The organism is Enterobacter cloacae complex sp. BZL2005 (assembly GCF_049238885.1).
Classification (GTDB): domain Bacteria; phylum Pseudomonadota; class Gammaproteobacteria; order Enterobacterales; family Enterobacteriaceae; genus Enterobacter; species Enterobacter roggenkampii.
This window is the reverse complement of the sequence record NZ_JBMKGI010000003.1, coordinates 273,192-295,788: the sequence shown is the minus strand read 5'-3', so window position 1 is coordinate 295,788 and position 22,597 is coordinate 273,192. Positions and strand designations below refer to the sequence as shown.

The window sequence follows — 22,597 nt, the reverse complement described above, 5'->3', positions numbered from 1 at the left end:
TTGTATTTGTAGGCCCGCGTAAGCGAAGCGCCACCGGGCAAAAAAAAGGGACCAAAAGGTCCCTTTGTTCATCGGTTATTTCTTATCAGGTAACGCGTACGCGATAACGTAATCACCGCGATCCGGCGACTGGCGGGCACCACCGGCGTTAATGATGATGTACTGCTTACCGGTTTTCGGCGACACGTAGGTCATCGGCCCGGACTGGCTGCCGACCGGCAGGCGGTCTTTCCAGATCTCTTTCCCGGTGGCGGTATCAAACGCGCGCAGGTAGAAATCCTGGGTGCCGGCAAAGAACAGCAGGCCGGACTGGGTCGAGAGCGATGCCCCAAGCGTCGGCATGCCGATTGGGATTGGCATGTGCATGCGAATGCCCAGCGGGCCGGTATCTTCCACCGTACCAACAGGAACCTGCCACACCAGCTTGCCGGTTTTCAGGTCAACGGCCGACATGGTGCCAAACGGCGGCTTCTGGCACGGAATGCCCAGCGGCGACAGGAAGCGTTCACGCATCGCACCGAAGGGCGTGCCGTCCATCGGGACAATCCCCATCTCGATGCCGCTGGCATTTTTCGCCACGTTCGCGCGCGGCACCATATAGTTTGCCAGACCCAGGCGCATATCGTTGACGAACATCAGGCTGTTGTTCGGGTCAACGGAGACGCTGCCCCAGTTCATCCCGCCGAGTGAGCCCGGGAACTGCAGGGAACGATCGAGACCAGGCGGGGTAAAGACGCCCTGATGACGCATCTCTTTAAACTGAATGCGGCACAGCAGCAGGTCGACTGGCGTCGCGCCCCACATGTCGGACTCGGTCAGCGTCTGGTTGCCAATCATCGGCATGCCTACGGAGTACGGCTGGGTTGGGGAGTAGCGTTCACCTTCAACGTTACCCGCCGGGACAGGGCGTTCCTCGACCTTCGCCACCGGCTTGCCGGTTTCACGGTTAAGCATGAAGATCATGCCCTGCTTGCTGGTCTGCACCAGCACAGGCGTGGTGCCGCCCTTGCCGTCAGGCAGGTCGTACAGCAGCGGCTGGGAAGGCAGGTCAAAGTCCCACAGGTCATGGTGGGTGGTCTGGAAATGCCAGCGGACCTGGCCGGTGGCCGCGTCGACGGCGACGATGGAGGAACTGTACTTATCGTCCAGCGCGGTACGCTCGCCCGCCCAGAAGTCTGGCGTGGCGTTGCCGGTTGGCAGGTAGATCAGGTTCAGTTTGGCGTCGTAGGACATCGCAGACCAGACGTTCGGCGTACCGCGGGTGTAGGTCTGGCCTTCCGGCGGCAGGCCGGTCAGGTTCGGATTACCCGGATCCCACGCCCAGGCCAGCTTACCGGTGTGAACGTCGTAGGCGCGGACCACGCCCGGCGGCTCGCCGGTCGAGTAGTTATCCGCGACGCGACCGCCGACGACAACAACGTTTCCGGCCACCAGCGGCGTGGAGGTCTGCTGATAATATCCGGGCTTAATCTCACCCATGCCGACGCTCAGATCCACGGTGCCATGGTCGCCAAAGTCGTCGCAGACCTTGCCGTTATCCGCGTTAATGGCAATCAGACGGGCGTCGGTGGTGGGCAGGAACAGGCGGCGAGGGCATGCCGCAGGCTGTGTTTCTGCCTGTGACGTTGTCACGGTGGAGTGGTCTTCAAAATAGCCCAGACCGCGACAGCGCTGCCAGTTAGGGGCCGTGGCTTTGGAATCGTAGCGCCATTTTTCTTTACCGGAATCCACGTCCAGCGCCAGCACTTTACTGTACGGCGTACAGACATACAGCGTGTCGCCAACCTGCAGCGGCGTGTTCTGATCTTCCGCACCCGAGCCGTTGCTCTGCGGAATATCGCCGGTGTGCGCAACCCACGCGACTTTCAGCGAGCTGACGTTTTGCTTGTTAATCTGGTCCAGCGCGGCGAAGCGGTCGCCGTGGGTGGTGTTGCCCCAGTGCTCCCAGTTCTTTTGCTGCTCGCCGGGTGCGACGGGTTTCACCGGCACGGGCTCGTTCGCTGCCACAAGGGTTTGCGGCTTAAACATCCAGCCGAGGCTGACCAGCATGGCCACCGCGAGCAGCGCCGCGACGCCAAAAGCGGGAGCTTTGTTCGGTGCAGTGTGGTTTGCCGCACGCAGGAAGGGCCAGACGATGGCGCACAGGAACGCCAGCACGGCAAAGGTAAACAGGCGGGAGAAGAGCGGCCAGAAATCCCAGCCCGCATCGCTTACCGCCCAGAACAGCGAGGCAATAAACGCGATGCCGTAAAGCAGGATCCCGCTGGTGCGGTTGAGGAAAATCAGGATCGCGGCAATCACCATTGCCACGCCCATTATCAGGAAGTAACTACTCCCGCCTACGGTGGCGAGCTTAAAGCCCAACCCGCCGACCGCCAGACCGATGAGCATCATCAGTCCGGCAAGAAGCCACTGCAGAATACGCGGTATTCCACGTGGCGCGCTGCCAAATGCCATTTCTCTCTCCTTTAGATCCCGCCGCCGTGTCGGGTATGTACCAGTTGGGTAATAAATGCGGTGGGATTGATGATTAGTACGGGTGAATTCGTTTATATCAAACTGCTTGTGAACCATTTGGTGAATTCACGGCTATGATAAAACTGTTAAATTGTTTTACGCAATTGTTAATGAATGATTTCGCATTATTTGATTAACGCGCAGGTCTGTTCCCTCGCCCCTTTAGGGGAGAGGGTTAGGGTGAGGGGTATTAAACCGGCATCGATTTACGGATGGCGCTCAGCAGCGTCTGCGCGCCCGAGGAAAGCGGGGTATCTACCCGGGTCAAAATGCCGATAGGTTCACCGGCGCCGGGGGCCGTTACGGGGAGAGCGGTCAGCGTGCCCTGGCGCAAATCATCTTTTACCGCGCCGGAGGGAACGAACCAGACGTAGTCATAGTCGAGGGTGAGCTGGCGTGAAAGCGAGGCTGACAGCGTTTCGATACACCCTGAGGGCAGCGTACACCCCTGCATTTGCAGCAAGGTTTCGGCGGTCTGACGTGGGACGGTCCCTTTCGGGCACACCACCACCGGCCACTCCATGACGCGGCTTAACGTCACCGTGTCCTGCAGCAGCGGATGATCAGGACGAACCACCAGCTTCAGGGATTCCAGGAACAGCAGCTCGTAATTGAGACCGCCCATCAGTTCAGGGTCGGACATGCGGCCAATCCCGATATCCAGCTCGCCCGATTTCAGCCCTGCAAGCAGCATGGTGTTATTCATGGTGGCAACCTGGATCGTGGTATGCCGTTGCTGCTTGTGGAACTGGCCAATCACCGGCGGAAGAATGCCCAGCGCGGCGGTGGGCAGGGCCCCAACGCGGACGACCTCGCTGGTGTGTTCTTCTTTTCGATGCAGCGACTGGCCTGCGGTATTGAGCGCATCCAGCACCTTAACGGCATGCGTAAGGAACTGTTCGCCCACGATGGTAAGCTGCGCCCCCAGCCGACCCCGGTCAAAAAGACGGGCGCCGGTCAGCTGTTCGAGCTCGTTGAGGGTTTTCGAGAGCGCAGGCTGGCTCAGGTTAAGAGTTTCAGCCGCACGCCCCAGCGTTCCCTGTTGAGCGACGGCCACAAATGTATGCAAATGGCGCAAGCGTATGCGCTGACTGAACAGACCATTTTTTTCCATAGGCGATGTTAAAAACAGAGCGATGCGGGTGACAAGCTAAGTTGTTTAATTTTGATAACTTGATAGCAAAATATTTTTAACATTTGATCTGTTTGAGTTACAACATGTTTTTCGGCAGGGAAAGAAATGTGAACGTCCTTGTTCATTTATTGCTCATTGCAGAGAGGGAGGGTTAAGGGGTTAGATCACGCCGTCACCGCCGTCAGAACACCATACCTGGCCGGAGGTAAATGAACATTCATCCGAGGCCAGCGTGACGTACAGCGGGGCAATCTCGACGGGCTGACCCGGACGTCCCAGCGGGGTATCGCCGCCAAACTCCTTCACTTTTTCCATCGGCTGGCCACCGCTGGATTGCAGCACCGTCCAGTAAGGGCCAGGGGCGACCGCGTTGACGCGAATGCCTTTCGGACCCAGCTGCTTGGCTAAGGATTTGGTAAATACCGCCAGGCAGGCTTTGGTCTGGGCGTAGTCGAGCAGCACCGGGCTCGGCTTCACGGCCTGAACGGAGGAGGTATTAATGATAACGGACGAGGCTTTAAGGTGGCGCAGCGCCGCCTTCGTGATCCAGAAGGGGGCATAGACGTTGGTTTTAAACGTCGCGTCAAAATCTTCGGTGGTCAGCTCTTCAAGGGATTCATGGAACTGCTGACGACCGGCGTTATTGACCAGAATATCCAGCCCGCCCAGCTTCGAGACGGCTTCTTCGACCAGATTCTGGCAGAAGGTTTCGTCCCGAACGTCCCCCGGCAGCGCGACGGCGTTCCGGCCTTCGGCTTTGATCAGGTCGATGACCTCCGCGGCGTCTTTTTCCTCTTCAGGCAGGTAGTTAATGGCCACGTCTGCACCTTCACGGGCATAGGCGATGGCCACTGCGCGACCGATACCCGAGTCACCGCCGGTGATCAGCGCTTTTTTACCGGCCAGGCGGCCATGCCCTTTGTAGCTAGTTTCCCCGTGGTCGGGTACAGGTTGCATTTCGGATGCCAGTCCCGGTGGCGTTTGCGGCTGTTCCGGGAACGGGGGCTGCGGGTAAGCGTTCGTACGTTGTTGGGTATCACTCATAGCTGACTCCTTAAGCCAAGGGGTGAGATTTGATGGATAACTGCAGCGTTAACGCTTCGCTGAATTATTTCTGCAAACGATCGACACGGACGACGGCAGGAGATGATTTTTTATCAAGCGAACCGTTGATGCTGATCATCTGGTCGGGTTTTACCGTTCTGCCGTCGAAGACTGCCTGGGGAATAATAACGTCGATTTTTCCGGTTTTATCCTGAAATACAAACTTATCGCCGCTACCGTCAATAAGATTACCGCGTAATGAAATGGTCGCACCGTCGTGCAGTTGTTTTGCCTGATCGATGGTCATAATACGCGCGTCATCGGTTCCGCGATATCCGCTATCCAGGGCGTGGGGCGGCGGCGGGGCTTCACCTTTTTGTAACCCGCCGTTATTATCTGCCCATGCGGCCGGAACCAGAAATATCAAAAAAGCGGAAATAAGCGATAATTTCATCGGATATCCTTCATTTTGGGTGTCTTGACTTATTAAGTATTGTTGCTATTCCTTTATGTGGCAAATGTGATAAGTCCTAAAAACAATCGCGTTAGAAATCAAAATTATCGGATAATAAGCGAAACGGTGACTATGGCCATGAAGCGTGAAAATGAAAAGTTACCCGGGATTGAGGAAAGATATCGCTTGCTGACGTTTGAATACGCGTTTCGTCAGGTGGGGTTTATTGTTCTGTTAGGTATTATCGTTGCCGCCATTGCCGGTCTGTTTTCAAGCGGAATAGTCAGCGATACGGTAAAAACAAATTCCGCTAAGTCGCTGACCATAAACTATGAGCGCTTTGGGCGGCGTGAGACGGAGACACGGATTCAGCTTGCGTTTCCGGTGAAAACGGAGGGGGCCTATACCCTCAGCGTCACCAGCGAGAGTAGCGATGCGTATGATCCTGGCAGCGTCTGGCCCCAGCCGGACGCCATGTTCAGCCATGGAAACAGCCTCTATTTTGTTTATCACAACCTGAAAAAGACGGACAACTTTTCGGTATTACTCTTTACCACACCGTCCCGGGCCGGTAAATGGAACTCGGTCATCCGCGTAAACAACGAGCCGGAGCTCACCCTCTGGCAATTTATTTACCCCTAGGAGGCTGATATGGATATGGTCTTTCGTGCGCTGGCTATTTATCTGTTCCTCGTGGTGGTATTTAAAGTGGCCGGGCGACGCGCGCTGCTGCAGATGACCAGCTTTGATCTCATTCTTCTCCTGATAATTAGTGAAGCCACGCAGCAGGCACTTCTGGGGCAGGATTTTTCCGTCACCGGCGCGATGATTACGATTACCACCCTGGTGGTAGTGGATATTATTTTTGGCCTTATGAAAAAGTATTTTTCCCCGGTAGAGAATATTCTGGACGGCACTCCTGTGATTCTGGTGGAAAACGGCATTCCCCTGGCGGATAAACTCAAAAAGGTTGATGTCTCTTGCGATGATATTCTGGTTTCCGCGCGTCAGAATAATGGAATTACCGAAATAAGCCAAATTAAATATGCCATACTTGAGCGCAATGGACATATTTCAATCATTCCTTTCGAGAAATAAGAGGCGGCAAGATGAGCAATCTTTTGCACGATAACCATTACACCGTCGGTGAACTGACAAAAAAACTGGCGAGCAAGTTAATCGATGCCGGTCTGCGCTTAACCACGGCGGAATCCTGCACCGGGGGAAAGCTCTCGGTGGCGCTCTGCGCTGAAGAGAACACGGCCGATTTTTATGATGTCGGGCTGGTGGTGTTCAGCGATGCCGCGAAAGCGCGGATCCTCGGCGTGCGTCCTGAAACGCTGGCGCGCTATACCGCCGTCAGCGAACAGACGGTGACCGAGATGGCCGCCAGCATCCGCGACATTGCCCAGGCGGATATCAGCATCGCCATCAGCGGATACGCTGGTCCGGAAGGGGGCGACGACGGCACGGCGGCGGGGACGGTCTGTTTTGCGTGGAACATAGGTGGCGAGACGAAAACCCGTACCGTGCTTTTCTCCGGAGACTGTCAGGACGTGGTGGAAAAAGCGGTGCATTTTTCGCTGGCAGAGCTGGTGACAGCATTGTCGGACGGGCATAACGGTTGAAGTTCACGTGGAGGTTCTATGGCTGTCATAGTGATTACCGGTGGGACGGCGGGCGTGGGAAAAGCCACGGCGCTGCGCTTTGCAAAAGCAGGTTACGATGTGGGCCTCATCGCCCGTGATGAAGCCAGCCTGCACTCCACCCAGGAAGAGCTGCGCCGCTTCGGCGTAAATGCGCACGCCGTGCAGGCGGACGTCGCCGACAGTCAGGCGGTGGTGGATGCGGCTAACGAGATTGAGTATCGTCTCGGTGCGATTGATGTCTGGGTCAACAACGCCATGGGGGCCGTGCTGGCACCGTTTCGTACCCTTACGCCGGACGAGTTTCGGCGCGTGACCGAGGTGACATACCTCGGCTACGTGAACGGCACCCGCGCGGCGCTTGAGCTTATGGTTCCGCGCGACAGGGGCGTGATTATTCAGGTAGGGTCCGCGCTGGCCTACCGTTCCATTCCCCTGCAGTCCGCCTACTGCGGGGCCAAAGCGGCGATCCGCGGGTTTACCGATGCGGTGCGCACCGAGCTGATGCATGAGAACAGCCGGGTTCAGCTTTCGATGGTGCAGATGCCGGGGCTCAATACGCCGCAGTTCGAATGGGCAAGGAACAAGTTCGCGTGGGCGATGCGGCCGGTACCGCCGGTGTTCGAGCCTGAAGTCGCCGCCAGCGCCATCTTCAGGGTGGCGCAAAAGTCGGTGCGCGAGCTGTGGGTAGGCAGCAGCACCATTCAGTCGATTGTCGGGCAGTTCCTCTTCCCGGGTTTTCTGGACAGGCTGATGGTGAAGAAAGCCTGGGAAGGTCAGATGACCGACGATCTGAACGCGCCGGACCGCCGGGATTATCTCGAACAGCCGGTTAACGACCTGCACAAAATCCATGGCCGTTTCACTGACGAAGCGAAAACCCGCGCGACGTCCGTCACCTCCGGTATGCCGGGCAAAGTGGCGTTAGGGGCCCTTGCGGTGGCGGGTATTGTGTTGACGCGTTTGATAACCCGCCGGAAACCGTAATCAGCGCAGCGCGCTGCGGTGCGTCCAGAACCAGCGATAGCCATAGCCGCCAAGGCTAAGCTCAACGGTTTTACCGCAAACCAGCGCGTCATCGTAGCGTTTGTCCGCAAGACAGGCGGTCCAGGTGGCGTTGCGGATCCCCTTCACGGTGAACCGTACCGGCTGGTCGCTGAAGTTAACAAAGGTCAGGATGCTGCGTTCTTCGGTCTCGTAATAGATCCCCAGCACCGCGTCACTATCGATCGTGAGGAGCCGAAAGGGCGCAACGGCGATTTCGGGGAACTCCGAGCGGGTATTGGCGATATCAATGATCCGGTGCAGAAGCGAGTTGCGGTGGAGCAGCGAATCGGCGACGTTGATTTTCTGATAGCGATAAGGGCCGCGGTCGATAATCGGCGCGATAAATTTTTCCGGGTCGGCTGCCGAAAAACCGCCGCCTTGCGATCCCGCCCACTGCATGGGGGTGCGCACAGCGTAGCGCTCCTCCAGATCGAGGTCATCCCCCATGCCGATCTCATCGCCATAGCGCATCACCGGAACGCCGGGCAGGGAAAACAGTACCGCGTGGCAGAACGCCAGCCGCTTCAGATCGCCGTTGAGCATCGGCGCCAGGCGGCGGCGGATCCCGCGCTGGTAGACGTTCATCTCCTCATCAGGGGCGAAGGTATCGAGGACAAACTGTTTGTCTTTCTGGCTGATGCCCTCCAGATCCAGCTCGTCGTGATTGCGCAGCCAGTTGGCAAAACAGCATGAATCGGGCGGGACGATCATCTTCTTCACCGCGTTGCGCAGCGGACGGGCGCTTTTGCGGGCCAGGCTAACGTAAAAATATTTGTTGAGCCAGAAATTGAGCACCAGATTCAGGCGGTCATTATTGCCAAAGTAGTCCTGATAGGCCTCCACCTCGACGTCCACTTCACCCAGCAGGATCGCGTCCGGATTATGTTCCTCAATCAGACGGCGCATGTGTTCGAGGATCCACAGGCCCTTTTTTTCATCACCGTTTCCCGCCTGCGTGGTCAGGTGGGAGGCGGCATCCAGGCGGAACCCCGACACGCCCAGCTTGAGCCAGAAGAGGATGATGTTCTCGATCTCTTTCAGCACCGCGGGCGAGGTCAGGTTCAGGTCCGGTTCGTGGCGATAGAACATGTGCCGGTAGTATTGTCCCGCTTCGTCATCCCAGGTCCAGATGCTCTCCTCCACGCCGGGAAACATGGGGGGCGTATCGTCGTCGTCACTATCTGACCAGAGGTAGTAATCCCGATAGGGTGACGCCGGGTTACGGCGGGCCTGCTGGAACCAGGGATGCGCGTCAGAGGTGTGCTGGATCAGCAGTTCAATAATGACCTGCATGCCCAGCTCGCGGGCCTGTTCAATAAAGGCGATGATATCGGCCAGCTTTCCGAAGCGGGGATCCACCTGGAGATGGTCGCTGACGTCATAGCCTTCATCGAGAAAGGGCGTGAGGTAAAACGGGGTGATCCAGATAACCGTCGCCCCCATGCGGCGAATGTACCGCAGCTTGGCCGCTATCCCGGCGATGTCCCCGCAGCCATCGCCGTTCAAATCATAAAAGAGTGCGGTATCAATCTGGTAAATAATGGCCCGTGTATGCCAGTCCGTCATAGCGTGCCTCAGTGATAGCCTTCAGTATCCGAAACCTTGCCCCGGAACACGTAGTAGCTCCAGGCGGTGTACACCAGGATCACCGGAATAATCAGTAACGTCCCGACCAGCATAAACAGCTGGCTGGCAGGCGGGGCCGCGGCCTCCCACAGAGTGATACGCGGCGGAATAATGTTCGGCCAGAGGCTGATACCCAGACCGCTGAACCCGAGGAAGATCAGCCCCAGCGTCAGCAGGAAAGGGCGCGCGTGGCTGGCCGGGTTGCGCGTCAGGCGCCAGATCAGCACGCTGAAGATCCCGACCAGCAGCGGAACCGGCAGGAACCAGAAGAAGTTGGGCAGGGTAAACCAGCGGTCGGCGACGTACTGCCAGCCGAGCGGCGTCCAGACGCTGACCACCGCGATAACCACCATCAGCGCCAGCAGCACGTGGCGGGTCAGTTCGCGCATGCGTTGTTGCAGCGCGCCTTCGCTTTTCATGATGAGCCAGGTGGTGCCCAGCAGCGTGTAGGCAACGACCAGACCGATGCCGCAGAAGAGGTTGAAAGGCGTGAGCCAGTCCAGCGAAGAGCCGACAAAACGTCGGCCCTCCACGTCAAAGCCGTTGATCACGGCGCCCACCACCACGCCCTGGCTGAAGGTGGCGAGCAGGGAGCCGCCGGCAAAGGAGTAGTCCCAGAATTTGCGGTGTGAAGGGGTGGCTTTGAAGCGGAACTCAAAGGCAACGCCGCGAAAGATGAGGCCGATCAGCATCGCGGTGAGGGGGATGGTCAGCGCATCAATGATCACCGCATAGGCCAGCGGAAACGCGCCGAACAGCCCCGCGCCGCCGAGCACCAGCCAGGTCTCGTTGCCGTCCCAGACGGGCGCCACGCTATTGACCATCACATCGCGCTCTTTGGCATCGCCCACGAAGTTAAACAGCAGGCCAATCCCCAGATCGAAGCCGTCCATAATGATATACATCAGCGTGGCAAACACGATGATGGCAAACCAAATCACTGAGATATCGACGCCCATCAGATTCTCTCCTCTTCCGGAACAGACTCCGCGGCTGACAGCGGACGGGCAGGCGTGCCCGAGGTGTTTGACGTCAGCGTATCAACGGGCTGAGGACCTTTCTTAATCAGCCGGATGAGATAAACATAGCCCACGCCAAATACGGATGAGTAGACGACGAAGAACGCCAGCAGGCTAATGCTCATCTGCAGGGTGCTGTGCAGCGATACCGCGTCGATGGTGCGCAGGTAGCCATAGACAACCCACGGCTGACGGCCTACTTCGGTGGTCACCCAGCCGGCAAGCAGCGCGACCAGCCCCGCAGGCCCCATGCAGAGGGCAAACCACTGGAACGGACGCGAGTGGTAAAGTCGATGGCGATAGCGTAGCCAGAGGCTGAGCAGACCGAGGGTAATCATCAGCAGACCCATCCCCACCATAATGCGGAACGACCAGAAAACGATGGTCGAGTTGGGTCGATCCTCTTTCGGGAAGTCTTTCAGGGCCGGGACCTGTTTATCCAGGCTGTGCGTCAGAATCAGGCTGCCGAGCGCGGGGATCTCCAGGCCGTATTTGGTGCGCTCTTCCTTCATATCCGGCAGACCAAACAGCAGCAGCGGGGTGGCCTCGCCGGGCGGATTTTCCCAGTGACCCTCAATAGCGGCGATTTTGGCTGGCTGATGCTCAAGCGTGTTCAGGCCGTGCATATCGCCCACCACCGCCTGGATAGGGGCGACCAGCAGCGCCATCCACATCGCCATCGAAAACATGGTGCGAACGGCAGGCGTATCGTTACCGCGCAGCAGATGCCAGGCGGCCGACGCGCCGACAAACAGCGCGCTGCTCAGGAACGCGGCGATAGCCATATGAATAAGACGGTACGGGAAGGAGGGGTTAAAGACGATTGCCAGCCAGTCCTGCGGGATAACCTGCCCGTTTTCGATAGTGAAACCCTGCGGCGTATGCATCCAGCTGTTGGAGGCGAGGATCCAGAAGGTCGACATCAGCGTGCCGAGCGCCACCATGCAGGTCGAAAAGAAGTGCAGCCCCGGGCCGACCTTGTTCCAGCCGAACATCATGACGCCGAGGAATCCGGCCTCCAGGAAGAAGGCGGTTAATACCTCGTAGGTCAAAAGCGGGCCGGTAATGCTGCCCGCGAACTGGGAGAACCCGCTCCAGTTGGTGCCAAACTGGTACGCCATCACCAGCCCGGAAACGACGCCCATGCCGAAGTTAACGGCAAATATCTTTAGCCAGAAGTGGTACAACGATCGCCAGACGTCGTTTTTGGTGCGCAGCCACATGCCCTCCAGCACCACCAGGTAGCTGGCGAGACCGATGGTGATCGCAGGAAACAGGATGTGGAACGAGACGGTAAAAGCGAACTGAATTCTGGCCAGATGAAACGCATCGAGTTCGAACATGGTCCGTACCTCTGAGACGATGGGGCACGCGAATTGCCGGGCAGGTCAGGCCTGCCCGGCAAACCGATTACGGTTTAGTCTTACCGGCACCCAGCTCGGCACCGGTCAGCGGGTCGGAATGTGGATCGGACTTCGTGCGGGCAGACATCGCCTTAACCAGGGTTGCCTGCTCGGTTGTGAGCGTCACGCTGGCACTGCCATCGCCGCCATCCACCGCAGGCTGGGGGGACTCAACGTAATCGAAATGTTTATCGCTGTTCCAGCTTCCGCGAACCTCTCCACCTTCAGACATATTGTAGTACTTGTTGGTGAATTCCTCGATTGGCGGCAGTTTTCCCGGCGGGAAATTATTACGGATGGACTGCAGCGCCTTCTCAAAGGAGAGCTGATGCGCCGCCTCACGCGTCATCAGAAACGCCAGGGCATCTTTAACGCCGGGATCGTCAGTCACGTTGATCAGCCGTTCATAGATGATTTTGGCTCTGGCCTCGGCCGCCACGTTCGAACGCAGATCCGCCGTCGGCTCGCCAATGGTGTCGACGTAGGCCGCCGTCCAGGGTACGCCCGCTGAGTTAGTTAGCGGGGTTCCGCCGCCGTAGAGCAGGGAGGTGATGTGGCTGTCATTCCCGTTTTCGGTCATGGAGCGATACAGCTCGGCCTCATTTTCCACCCCTTCCGCCAGCGCGCCCTTGGCACCTTTATTCAGCATACCGACCAGGGTACCGATGATTTCGAGGTGGCTTAACTCCTCGGTCGCGATATCCATCAGCATGTCTTTACGGCCCGGATCGTCATCGCTCAACCCTTGCGTAAAGTAGCGGCAGGCGGCGGCCAGTTCACCCTGCGGTCCGCCAAATTGTTCCAGTAAAAGGTTGGCCAGGCCGGGATTCGGTTCGGCGACGCGAACCGTGTATTGCAGCTGTTTGACGTGTCGAAACATGCTCACTCTCCTGTGGGTTATTTTTTCGCTTCGACACCCGACGCGTCTGAACGCAGCAGGAACTGTTCCGTCGTTTGCGGGATATGACGAATCAGCCAGTCGGCCATTTCGCGCTCTTCGGCGAGGATCGTCTCAATAGCGGGTATCGAGGCGGTGTCACCCGCTTTTTTGGCCGCCGCCAGCAGGGAGGTATAGCAGGCGATTTCAAACTGTTCGAAAACATAGCCGCTGATCGAGCCCTTCACGATTTCGTCAGAAGGGAACATGCCGCCGATGGATTGTCCCAGCGCCGCCATTTTGCTCATCGAGTCTTTTAAGACCGAACGAGAAATATCATTACGGTCGAGGATTTCCTCCAGCAATGTGATTTGCCGTTTTGTCTCATTAATATGTTGCTCAATTCTGGCGCGAACATCAGGATAATTATCGATACGGCTGGCCATGGATTCCAGCATAGATTCGGCTTGCTTTTCCATTGCATGGGCATCGCGTAGCCAGTCATGGTAGTGTTCTACGTGATTCATCATTGTATCCTCATTAGGGGTTCGCTTATTTGGTCTCACTTTCAGCAGCCTGATCGGCACGTGCGGCACTGTAGCCAGATAAATGGCCGACAATATTGGCATAAATACTGATGATAATGACCCATAGCACGCTGTTCTTCCACCAGATGACGGAAGGGATAGCGAGAATGAACCATATTATCGCTGCCGCTAAATGGCACCGTTTAATTGTCCTGGGACTGATGCTCATTTTATTTAACCTGTATTATCGCGTCATTTCTGCGCTTTTTGGTTAATATTGCCAACGGCCAGGTCGGTGAGTTTAAGGTCGGTCTCTTTCTCTTCTTCCAGCGTTTCGGCAAGAAGCTTAACGGCTTTTTTATAGCCGAGTTGTTCTGCCAGAGTGGCAAGGGTACCGTAGCTGGCTATTTCGTAATGCTCTACTTTTTGCGCAGCGGCAATTAATGCGGCATCACGGACTTCATTTTTTTCCGTGCTTTCGATGACTTCATTAGCTTCTTCAATTAAGCCTTCCATTGCGACGCATTTCATGCGCTTGAGCTTGATGCCGTCTTCCTGTTCCACGATCTGGTCGATACGTTCGATCTGACCTTGCGTCTCTTCAAGGTGTGCGGTAAAGGCGGCGCTCAGCTTCTCGCTGGAGGCGGCGCGGGCAAGTTTGCTTAACGCTCGGGTAAGCTGCTTTTCTGCGCTGTAGGTATCCGACAGAAGATGAATAAATACATCCTCTACACTTTTCATATTCATAATTATTACGCTCCGGTAAAATAAAGAAAGGGTACTGCGAGCTTTTCAGCCCGCAGCATGCTCTCTGGTTTTATTAAAAGAGTACTAAATAAGATCAGGAGTTATCAGATTTACGGCCTCCGCCGTGACTGTTCTGTCCCCCTTTCTTACCCGCTTCAGATGCGCGTTGCGGATCGTTTTTAAAATTACCACCGCTGTGCTGGCCACCTTTACGTCCAGCTTCTGATGCTTTTTCACGGTCTTCAGCGAAATTACCGGAACCACCACGATGCTCTGCCATATTAAACCTCATAGTCATATATTGGTTATGTCAGTACGATACGAAAATATTCCGTATCACTCGTCGTTCGAGTAATAACTCTAGTCGCTGTGTGCGATCCGTCAAATGCGTTTTGCTATTTGCGGTTGCGTTATTTTTAAATATTTGTAAATTTGCGCTTCGCTTGCGTTGGAAATATGGATAGACAGGAAGGACTTGTAAACAACTGTTCAGATTATTCCTAGCTTTGAGCTAAAAATTTGAAAGCTGAGGATAAAAATAATGACGCCCTCAAAATGGTTAATTTGCAGTCAGGGGAAAATAAAAAATACTCCTTTATGGCTAGAAAGCGAAACCATAAATAATTATAAGGAAAATCCTGGATAAAAAGCGACAGGCGCGAAAGGGCGGTTTCGTTAAGGCTTGTTCAGAGGCCAGTCGCACACGGTTTGACCACTGTCGTCTTAAGATCACAAATCAGAAATCTTTCCCCCCGGAAGGAACGGGTTTCTCTACACTCCAGGTAATATTCACTGGAGGCATGACATCATGGCGAACACCATCACGGCTGATGACATTCGGGAACACTTTTCGCAGGCTATGTCGGCGATGTACCAGCAGGAAGTTCCGCAGTACGGCACCTTGCTTGAACTGGTAGCGGACGTAAACCTGGCGGTGCTGGAAAATGATCCACTATTACATGAACAACTGGCAAACGCCGATGAGCTTGCGCGTCTGAACGTCGAGCGTCACGGGGCCATCCGCGTCGGCAGTGCGCAGGAACTTTCAACCCTGCGCCGTATGTTTGCCATTATGGGGATGTACCCGGTCAGCTATTACGATCTCTCCCAGGCGGGGGTGCCGGTCCACTCAACGGCATTTCGGCCGATTGATGATGCGGCGCTGTGCCGTAATCCGTTCCGCATTTTTACTTCGCTGCTGCGCCTTGAGCTGATTGAAAACGTCGCGCTGCGCGAACGTGCGGCGGAAATTCTGTCTCACCGAAACATCTTCACCCCGCGCTGTCTGGCGCTTCTCGATCTGTATGAATCGGAAGGGCAGTTTACCGTCGAGCAGGCGCAGGAGTTTGTGCAGGAAGCGCTGGAAACCTTCCGCTGGCACCGTCATGCGACGGTCGATCAGGAAACCTATCAGGCGCTGCATAACGAGCACCGGCTGATCGCCGATGTGGTCTGCTTCCCGGGCTGCCATATCAACCACCTCACGCCTCGGACGCTGGATATTGACCGGGTGCAGGAGCTGATGCCGAAGTACGGTATCGAGCCGAAAATTTTGATTGAAGGGCCGCCGCGTCGCGAGGTGCCCGTCCTGCTGCGTCAAACCAGTTTCAAGGCGCTGGAAGAGCCGGTGCTGTTTGCCGGTGAACACAAAGGCACCCACACCGCGCGCTTCGGTGAGATTGAGCAGCGCGGCGTGGCGCTGACCCCGAAAGGCCGGGAACTGTACGATAGCCTCCTTGCCCAGGCCGGTACCGGCAAAGATAACCTGACGCACCAGCTGCATCTGCAGGAGATCTTTAGCGCCTTCCCTGACAGCGAACTGTTAATGCGCCGTCAGGAGCTGGCGTATTTCCGCTACCGTCTGACGCCAGCGGGTGAAGCGCATCGCCATGCGTTCCGGCCGGGCGACGATCCGCAGCCGCTGATCGAGCGCGGATGGGTCGTCGCACAGCCGATCACCTACGAAGATTTCCTCCCGGTCAGCGCCGCGGGGATTTTCCAGTCCAATCTCGGGAATGAAACCCAGGCCCGCAGCCACGGTAACGCCAGCCGCGATGCGTTTGAAGCGGCCCTCGGCTGCCCGGTGTATGACGAATTTACCCTCTATGAGGAGGCTGAAACGCGCAGCAAACAGCGTTGCGGTTTGCTCTGAAAGCGTTACTCTGCTGGGGTGTGATGGAAAAAATAAGGTCGTTATGCAAAATCCTTCCGCCCCTGTGGTTGAAACGCGCCAGGGCGCACTGTCTGGTTTAACCGATGAAAATGTCCACGTCTGGTGCGGTATTCCTTATGCCGCACCGCCCGTTGGCGAGTGGCGCTGGCGCTCCCCGCGGCATCCTGAGCCGTGGGATGGCGTTCGCGAGGCTACCGCTTTTTCGGCCTCAAGCTGGCAAAGCAGCGAATATTGCCAGGAGCTGGGCGGGGGCGATCCCGGTCAGTTCTCGGAAGACTGCCTCTATCTGAACGTCTGGTCTCCCACAGAGCGCGCCGGGCCGCTTCCGGTTATGGTCTGGCTGCACGGCGGCGGCTTTACCATCGGTGCGGGTGGCTTACCGCCCTATAACGGCAAAGCGCTGGCCACGCGCGGCGTGGTTGTGGTGACGATCAACTACCGTCTCGGTCATCTTGGTTTTTTTGCCCATCCCGCGCTGGAAGGCGAAGAAGATCGCGTGGTGCATAATTTTGCCCTGCTGGATCAGATCGCCGCCCTCGAATGGGTAAGGGACAATATCGCCGCATTTGGTGGCGACCCCGCTAACGTGACCCTGTTTGGCGAATCCGCGGGCGCGCGTGCTCTCTCTGCTGGCCTCTCCGCTTGCAGAAGGATTGTTCCATAAGGCGATTGTGCAAAGCGGGTACACCTTGCCGGACACGCCGCGAGAGCAGGCGTTGCAAAAAGGGGAGGCGCTGGCCGCCCATTTTGGCCTGGAAAAGGCGACAGCCGAACAACTGCGCGCCATTCCGCCGGAGGCGTTCTGGCCGCTCACCGCGCCGCTGAACATTGCTCCGGCCCCCATCGTCGGGGATTGCGTTCTGCCTGAAGCGATGCTGGACGTCTTTTTCGCCGCTCGCCAGCACCCCGTGCCGGTAATGATCGGCTCGAACAGAGATGAGGCCAGCGTGATGGCGGTGTTTGGCATCGATCTCGCCGGGCAAATCCAGAAGCTTCGCCGGGAGCGACGCTTCGGGCTGGGGCTGATTAAGCTGCTCTATCCGGGCGTCAAAGGCGATGAGGAGCTGGGCAGGCAGGTGTGCCGCGACATGGCGTTCACTACGATGGGCTACGTCGTGATGCAGGCGCAGCAGCGCGTCGGCGGATTGTGCTGGCGTTACTGGTTTGACTATGTTGCGGAAGCGGAACATGCCACCTATATCAACGGCGCGTGGCACGGCAATGAAGTGCCTTACGTCTTTGATACCCTCGGCCAGGTGGAGCCTTCACGCCAGTATGTCAACGAACGGGATGTGCAGTTTGCTGCTCAGGTGGCCGATTACTGGGTGAGCTTTGCGCGAGACGCAGGACCTCACGAGATCCTGCCCGGGCCGACGCACTGGCCCGCATGCCGAAAAGGGCGGGACGTTTTGTTACGCATTGGCGTGAATAAACATGCAGGTTTCAGGCTTGAAAACCGCTTTATGCGCGCCCGGATGAGCCTCTTCAAACGGGTGATGAAGCACCACGTCAGCCTCGATTAAGCAAACAGGCGCGAAACGCCGCCAGCCCATTTTCCTCCCCTGGCGTTTCGCGCAGCACCAGCCGGTAGCTCGCGCCGGTTTTTATGCTGGTTTCATAAGGCCGTATCAGTCTTCCCGCGCGGACATCTTCGGCCACCAGCGTTTCGTCGGCAATGGCGACGCCCAGCCCCTGAATGGCGGCCGTGATGGCGAGATCCATCGTGTCGAAGTGTTGATTTTTGTGCATGGCAAAGCCCGGACCTTCCTGTTTCGTCAGCCACAGCGACCAGTCTGTTTTATCCCTTGTCGGGTGCAGGAACGTCAGCGATCCCAGCGCTGCACCCGCCCGCACCGGGCTTATCACCGGGGTGAGCGCCTCTTCGAACAGCAGGTCGCCTGCGCTCATGTGCGTGCCGAACACGATGGCCGCGTCGTAAGATTCGGTTTTGAAATTGACGTTATGATCGGTGGTGGTGGTCAGGGCGATCTGCAGATCCGGCTGCTCACGCTCCACCTCCAGCAGGCGCGGCACCAGCCAGCGCATGGCGCAGGTGGGCGCCTTGAGCCGTATCACGGTTTGCTGGCTGCGGGCCTGGTCGGCCACGGTCAGCAAGTGTTCGAACGCAGACTGCAGTTCCGGGAGCAGGGCGCAGCCCTGTGAAGAGAGGCGCAGGCCGCGCGCGTGGCGTTCAAAAAGCGGAAAGCCAAACCAGGCCTCGAGGGAGGCTATCTTGCGGCTCACGGCCCCCTGCGTCAGACAAAGCTCTGCGGCAGCATGGGTGAGATTCAGGTGACGCGCGGTGACTAAAAATGCGTCGATGGCATTGAGCGGGAGCGAACGGCGCGACATGAAAACACCTCAGCTATGCATTTTTCTCATGGCTATTATGACAACAATTCGATTGTCCCGACAACAGAGATGTTGTTTGAATAGTTATGCAATGTCCATGAGAAGGGAAAGAGGATGACTTTACAAACGCCTGTGCAAACGCGCTCCAAACTGCCCGATGTGGGCACCACGATCTTTACCGTTATCGGCCAGCTCTCGGCGCAGCATAACGCGATAAACCTTTCTCAGGGCGCACCGAATTTTTCCTGCGACCCGAAGCTTGTTGCGGGCGTCACCCGCGCGATGGAGGCAGGGCATAACCAGTACGCGTCGATGACCGGCCTGCAGACGCTCAAAGAGCGCATTGCCGATAAAATTGCCACGCTTTACGGCACGCAGTATGACCCGGGCCGCGAGGTGCTGGTGACCGCCAGCGCCAGCGAAGGGCTCTACTCGGCAATCAGCGGGCTGGTGCACCCGGGCGATGAGGTGATCTATTTTGAGCCGTCCTTTGACAGCTACGCGCCGATTGTCCGCCTGCAGGGGGCAACGCCGGTTGCCATCAAGCTCACCGTGCCGGATTTTGCCGTCAACTGGGACGAGGTTCGCGCCGCGATCACCCCGCGCACGCGCATGATCATCATCAATACGCCGCACAACCCGAGCGGTCAGGTCTTCTCCGCCGACGATCTGCAGCAGCTGGCGGCGCTGACCCGCAATACTGACATCATTATTTTGTCTGACGAAGTGTACGAACACGTGGTGTTTGACGGTGAGCCGCACCACGGGATGGCTACGCACCCGCAGCTGGCGGAGCGAAGCGTGATTATTTCTTCTTTCGGAAAAACGTATCACGTCACCGGCTGGCGCGTGGGTTACTGTGTTGCACCGGCGGTACTGATGGACGAGATTTGTAAAGTCCATCAATTTTTAATGTTCTCTGCCGATACGCCAATGCAGCACGCGTTTGCTGAACATATGGTCGACCCGCAAACCTGGCTGTCGCTGTCGGCGTTTTACCAGCGCAAGCGCGATTTGCTGCACAGTCTGCTGGCCGATTCGCCGTTTACGCTGCTGCCAAGCGCCGGCTCGTTCTTCATGCTGGCGGACTACAGCCAGTTCAGCGACGAGCGCGACAGCGAGCTGGTGAAACGGCTGATCGTTGAGTGCGGTGTTGCCACCATTCCGCTGTCGGCGTTTTATGCGGACGGTACGGATAATAAATTGATTCGTCTCTCTTTTGCGAAAGATGAGGCGACGTTACGGGCAGGTGCCCAGGCCCTGTGTCGGGTTAAACCACGCTAAGGAGTTTGAGATGAAATTACGCGCGCTAGTTGTCGGCATGGGATTGCTGTGTACCTTTTCCTCCTTCGCAGCGTCCGAGCTGCGTTACGGTCTGGAAGCCGAATATCCGCCGTTTGAAAGCCGCAATGCGGCAGGCGAACTGGAAGGATTTGACGTTGAGCTGGGGAATGCCATCTGCAAAGCGGCAGCGCTGAAGTGCAGCTGGGTGGAAACCTCGTTTGATGCGCTGATCCCGGGGCTGGTGGCGAAGAAGTTTGACGCCATCAACTCGGCGATGAATATCACCGAGCAGCGCCGCAAGAGCATTGATTTTACCCAGCCGATCTACCGTATTCCGTCGCAGCTGGTCGGCAAGGCCGGGACGGCGGTCGAGGCGACGCCTGAAGGGCTGAAGGGGAAAACCATCGGCGTGCTGCAGGGCTCCATTCAGGAAACCTATGCCAAAGAGCACTGGGAAAAGCAGGGTGTCACCGTGGTGTCGTATAAAGATCAGAATATGGCCTGGGGCGATCTGCTGAATGGCCGTATCGACGCCTCGCTGGTCATGTCCGCGGCCGGGCAGGCAGGTTTCCTCAGCAAGCCGCAGGGAAAAGGGTTTGGCTTCATCGGCAAACCGGTGTCTGACGACACCATCCTCGGCAGTGGGATCGGTTTTGGGTTGCGCAAAGGTGACGAGGCCACCAAAAAGCAGCTTGATGCCGCAATTGATAAGGTACGTGCCGACGGCACGATCGCCAAACTCGCTGATAAGTACTTCCCGGGTATCGATGTCAGCGTAAAATAACCGCCTCATTGGCCCCGTCAGCTGATGTCCTGACGGGGCATTTTTATACACATTTTCCAGGCTTTCTTTACACCACTTTCGGGCCGTTCTGGTCGACAGAAAATATTTCTCACTTTGTTCATATAATCACCGGCCAACAATTGGATTCTTAACCATTTTTGTTTAGGCTGTGCGTTCTTTCTTGCCGTCATTTCGCCGAGCGCGGAACACATTCACACGACCATAAGGACGTTTTTCCAGGCATGAATCGCAGACGTTTTCTAAAAGGCTCGCTGGCAGTGGCAGCCCTGAGCGGCACATCCGGCCTTGCTTCCCTGTTTTCCAAAGCGGCATACGCTGCCGACTCTGACATTGCTGACGGCCAGAGCCGTCGTTTTGACTTCTCCGTACTGCAATCCATGGCGCATGACCTGGCGAAAACCCCGTGGGGTGGCGCGCCGCGTCCGCTGCCGGAGACGCTGGCAACCATGACGCCGCAGGCGTACAACGCCATTCGCTACGACGAAAAGCAGTCTCTGTGGAACAACATTGAAGGACGTCAGCTGGACGTGCAGTTCTTCCACATGGGAATGGGGTTCCGCCGCCGCGTGCGGATGTTCTCGCTGGACCAGTCGACCTCTATGGCGCGCGAGATCCACTTCCGTCCTGAGCTGTTCAGCTACGGTGAAACGGGCGTGGATACCAAACAGCTGGAAGGGCAAAGCGATCTCGGCTTTGCGGGCTTCCGCGCGTTTAAGGCGCCGGAGCTGGCGCGTCGCGATATCGTCTCTTTCCTGGGGGCCAGCTATTTCCGCGCGGTGGACGACACCTACCAGTACGGCCTTTCCGCCCGCGGTCTGGCGGTAGACACCTTTACCGACACGCCGGAAGAGTTCCCGGACTTTACCGCCTTCTGGTTTGAAACCGTCAAGCCCGGCGACACCACCTTTACCGTCTATACGCTGCTGGATAGCCCGAGCATCACCGGCGCCTATAAGTTCGTGATCCACTGCGAGAAGAGCCAGGTGATCATGGAGGTGGAAAACTACCTCTATGCGCGTAAGGACATCAAGCAGCTCGGCATTGCGCCGATGACCAGCATGTTCAGCTGCGGCAATAACGAACGCCGCATGTGCGACACCATTCACCCGCAAATACACGACTCCGACCGCCTGGCGATGTGGCGCGGCAACGGTGAGTGGATTTGTCGTCCGCTGAACAACCCGCAGAAGCTGCAGTTCAATGCCTATATGGATAAAAACCCGAAAGGGTTCGGGCTGCTGCAGCTCGATCGCGATTTCTCGCACTATCAGGACGTGATGGGATGGTACAACAAGCGCCCAAGCCTGTGGGTGGAACCGCGTAACGACTGGGGTAAAGGCGCGGTTGGCCTGATGGAGATCCCGACCACCGGTGAAACGCTGGATAACGTGGTCTGCTTCTGGCAGCCGGAAAAAGCCGTCAAAGCGGGCGACGAGCTGGACTTTAAATATCGCCTCTACTGGAGCGCGATGCCGCCGGTGCGCTCCCCGCTGGCGAACGTTTATGCGACCCGCACCGGCATGGGCGGCTTCCCGGAAGGCTGGGCTCCAGGGGAAAACTACCCGAAAGTGTGGGCCCGTCGCTTTGCAATTGACTTCGTCGGTGGCGACCTGAAGGCCGCTGCGCCAAAAGGCATCGAGCCGGTGATTACGCTCTCCAGCGGTGAAGCGAAGCAGGTAGAGATCCTCTACGTTGAGCCGTTTGACGGCTATCGCATTCTGTTTGACTGGTACCCGACGTCGGATTCGACGGAGCCGGTGGATATGCGCCTGTTCCTGCGCTGCCAGGGCGACGCCATCAGTGAAACCTGGCTGTACCAGTATTTCCCACCGGCGCCGGATAAACGTCAGTACGTTGACGACAGGGTAATGCGTTAACCCTTGTGGGATTGTGCCGGGTGGCGGCTTCGCCTTACCCGGCCTACAGTTTCGAAACGTAGGC

General features: G+C 57.2%; 21 protein-coding genes and 1 pseudogene. 9 read left to right on the top strand and 13 right to left on the bottom strand.

Annotation, left to right across the window (positions count from 1 at the left end; genetic code table 11):
- Positions 1–75: 75 nt before the first annotated feature.
- The 4 genes from ACOTXI_RS08840 to ACOTXI_RS08825 form a co-directional block, all read right to left on the bottom strand.
- The gene (locus ACOTXI_RS08840) at positions 76–2,457 is read right to left on the bottom strand and encodes a glucose/quinate/shikimate family membrane-bound PQQ-dependent dehydrogenase (protein ID WP_058653738.1); all 2,382 of its coding nucleotides are present in this window, start codon (positions 2,455–2,457) and stop codon (positions 76–78) included.
- Between the two features lie 250 nt (positions 2,458–2,707).
- The gene (locus tag ACOTXI_RS08835; RefSeq protein ID WP_045335826.1) at positions 2,708–3,631 is read right to left on the bottom strand and encodes a LysR substrate-binding domain-containing protein; all 924 of its coding nucleotides are present in this window, start codon (positions 3,629–3,631) and stop codon (positions 2,708–2,710) included.
- A gap of 180 nt (positions 3,632–3,811) precedes the next feature.
- Positions 3,812–4,696, bottom strand: a complete 885-nt coding sequence (locus ACOTXI_RS08830; protein WP_058653737.1) for an SDR family oxidoreductase — start codon at positions 4,694–4,696, stop codon at positions 3,812–3,814.
- Between the two features lie 64 nt (positions 4,697–4,760).
- Positions 4,761–5,150 carry a YdeI family stress tolerance OB fold protein gene (locus ACOTXI_RS08825; protein ID WP_008502282.1) on the bottom strand — a complete coding sequence of 130 codons (390 nt, stop codon included), beginning with the start codon at positions 5,148–5,150 and terminating at the stop codon, positions 4,761–4,763.
- A 138-nt stretch (positions 5,151–5,288) separates the two neighbouring features.
- On the opposite strand from ACOTXI_RS08825, the gene ACOTXI_RS08820 reads away from it, so the two are divergent.
- The 4 genes from ACOTXI_RS08820 to ACOTXI_RS08805 are packed head-to-tail and all read left to right on the top strand — an operon-like array spanning position 5,289 to position 7,783.
- Positions 5,289–5,792 carry a hypothetical protein gene (locus ACOTXI_RS08820; RefSeq protein ID WP_058654788.1) on the top strand — a complete coding sequence of 168 codons (504 nt, stop codon included), beginning with the start codon at positions 5,289–5,291 and terminating at the stop codon, positions 5,790–5,792.
- A gap of 9 nt (positions 5,793–5,801) precedes the next feature.
- Positions 5,802–6,248, top strand: a complete 447-nt coding sequence (locus ACOTXI_RS08815; RefSeq protein ID WP_023327438.1) for a DUF421 domain-containing protein — start codon at positions 5,802–5,804, stop codon at positions 6,246–6,248.
- Between the two features lie 11 nt (positions 6,249–6,259).
- Entirely contained in the window at positions 6,260–6,778 is a 519-nt protein-coding gene (locus ACOTXI_RS08810) for a 2-oxo-tetronate isomerase (RefSeq protein WP_058654783.1), read from the top strand.
- 18 nt (positions 6,779–6,796) lie between these two features.
- Positions 6,797–7,783: an SDR family oxidoreductase gene (locus ACOTXI_RS08805; RefSeq protein ID WP_103786765.1), complete on the top strand. Its 987-nt coding sequence runs from the start codon at positions 6,797–6,799 to the stop codon at positions 7,781–7,783.
- Here ACOTXI_RS08805 and ACOTXI_RS08800 read toward each other — a convergent pair whose 3' ends face one another.
- The 8 genes from ACOTXI_RS08800 to ACOTXI_RS08765 all read right to left on the bottom strand — a co-directional run bounded on the left by ACOTXI_RS08800 (position 7,784) and on the right by ACOTXI_RS08765 (position 14,322).
- Positions 7,784–9,409: an alpha-amylase family protein gene (locus ACOTXI_RS08800; RefSeq protein ID WP_058654785.1), complete on the bottom strand. Its 1,626-nt coding sequence runs from the start codon at positions 9,407–9,409 to the stop codon at positions 7,784–7,786.
- Positions 9,410–9,417: 8 nt separating this feature from the next.
- Positions 9,418–10,428, bottom strand: a complete 1,011-nt coding sequence (gene cydB / locus ACOTXI_RS08795; RefSeq protein WP_008502276.1) for a cytochrome d ubiquinol oxidase subunit II — start codon at positions 10,426–10,428, stop codon at positions 9,418–9,420.
- Entirely contained in the window at positions 10,428–11,831 is a 1,404-nt protein-coding gene (locus ACOTXI_RS08790) for a cytochrome ubiquinol oxidase subunit I (protein ID WP_058654787.1), read from the bottom strand. The genes cydB and ACOTXI_RS08790 overlap by 1 nt, the downstream gene beginning before the upstream one ends.
- Before the next feature lie 67 nt (positions 11,832–11,898).
- Positions 11,899–12,771, bottom strand: a complete 873-nt coding sequence (locus ACOTXI_RS08785; RefSeq protein WP_008502274.1) for a manganese catalase family protein — start codon at positions 12,769–12,771, stop codon at positions 11,899–11,901.
- A gap of 17 nt (positions 12,772–12,788) precedes the next feature.
- Positions 12,789–13,295 carry a ferritin-like domain-containing protein gene (locus tag ACOTXI_RS08780; RefSeq protein ID WP_014883791.1) on the bottom strand — a complete coding sequence of 169 codons (507 nt, stop codon included), beginning with the start codon at positions 13,293–13,295 and terminating at the stop codon, positions 12,789–12,791.
- A 25-nt stretch (positions 13,296–13,320) separates the two neighbouring features.
- Complete coding sequence (locus ACOTXI_RS08775) at positions 13,321–13,524, bottom strand: hypothetical protein (protein ID WP_008502273.1); 204 nt, start codon at positions 13,522–13,524, stop codon at positions 13,321–13,323.
- Between the two features lie 23 nt (positions 13,525–13,547).
- On the bottom strand, positions 13,548–14,042 hold the full coding sequence (locus ACOTXI_RS08770; RefSeq protein ID WP_008502272.1) for a ferritin-like domain-containing protein: 495 nt from the start codon (positions 14,040–14,042) through the stop codon (positions 13,548–13,550).
- 94 nt (positions 14,043–14,136) lie between these two features.
- Positions 14,137–14,322 (bottom strand): general stress protein, encoded by a 186-nt coding sequence (locus tag ACOTXI_RS08765; RefSeq protein ID WP_004150795.1) that lies wholly within the window; start codon positions 14,320–14,322, stop codon positions 14,137–14,139.
- 528 nt (positions 14,323–14,850) lie between these two features.
- On the opposite strand from ACOTXI_RS08765, the gene hglS reads away from it, so the two are divergent.
- A complete protein-coding gene (gene hglS, locus ACOTXI_RS08760; RefSeq protein ID WP_049120464.1) occupies positions 14,851–16,194 on the top strand; it encodes a 2-oxoadipate dioxygenase/decarboxylase HglS in 1,344 nt (447 codons plus the stop codon).
- Positions 16,097–17,738: pseudogene (locus tag ACOTXI_RS08755) on the top strand (carboxylesterase/lipase family protein). Before hglS ends, ACOTXI_RS08755 begins: the two are co-directional and overlap by 98 nt.
- Here the strand turns inward: ACOTXI_RS08755 and ACOTXI_RS08750 are convergent.
- A complete protein-coding gene (locus ACOTXI_RS08750; protein ID WP_058654809.1) occupies positions 17,725–18,567 on the bottom strand; it encodes a LysR family transcriptional regulator in 843 nt (280 codons plus the stop codon). The pseudogene ACOTXI_RS08755 and the gene ACOTXI_RS08750 overlap by 14 nt on opposite strands.
- Before the next feature lie 114 nt (positions 18,568–18,681).
- Between ACOTXI_RS08750 and ACOTXI_RS08745 the strand changes: the two genes are divergently transcribed.
- The 3 genes from ACOTXI_RS08745 to ACOTXI_RS08735 all read left to right on the top strand — a co-directional run bounded on the left by ACOTXI_RS08745 (position 18,682) and on the right by ACOTXI_RS08735 (position 22,533).
- Positions 18,682–19,851 (top strand): pyridoxal phosphate-dependent aminotransferase, encoded by a 1,170-nt coding sequence (locus ACOTXI_RS08745; protein ID WP_058654807.1) that lies wholly within the window; start codon positions 18,682–18,684, stop codon positions 19,849–19,851.
- A gap of 10 nt (positions 19,852–19,861) precedes the next feature.
- Entirely contained in the window at positions 19,862–20,635 is a 774-nt protein-coding gene (locus ACOTXI_RS08740) for a transporter substrate-binding domain-containing protein (RefSeq protein WP_021242531.1), read from the top strand.
- Positions 20,636–20,877: 242 nt separating this feature from the next.
- Positions 20,878–22,533: a glucan biosynthesis protein D gene (locus ACOTXI_RS08735; protein WP_058654805.1), complete on the top strand. Its 1,656-nt coding sequence runs from the start codon at positions 20,878–20,880 to the stop codon at positions 22,531–22,533.
- The last annotated feature ends 64 nt before the right edge of the window (positions 22,534–22,597 follow it).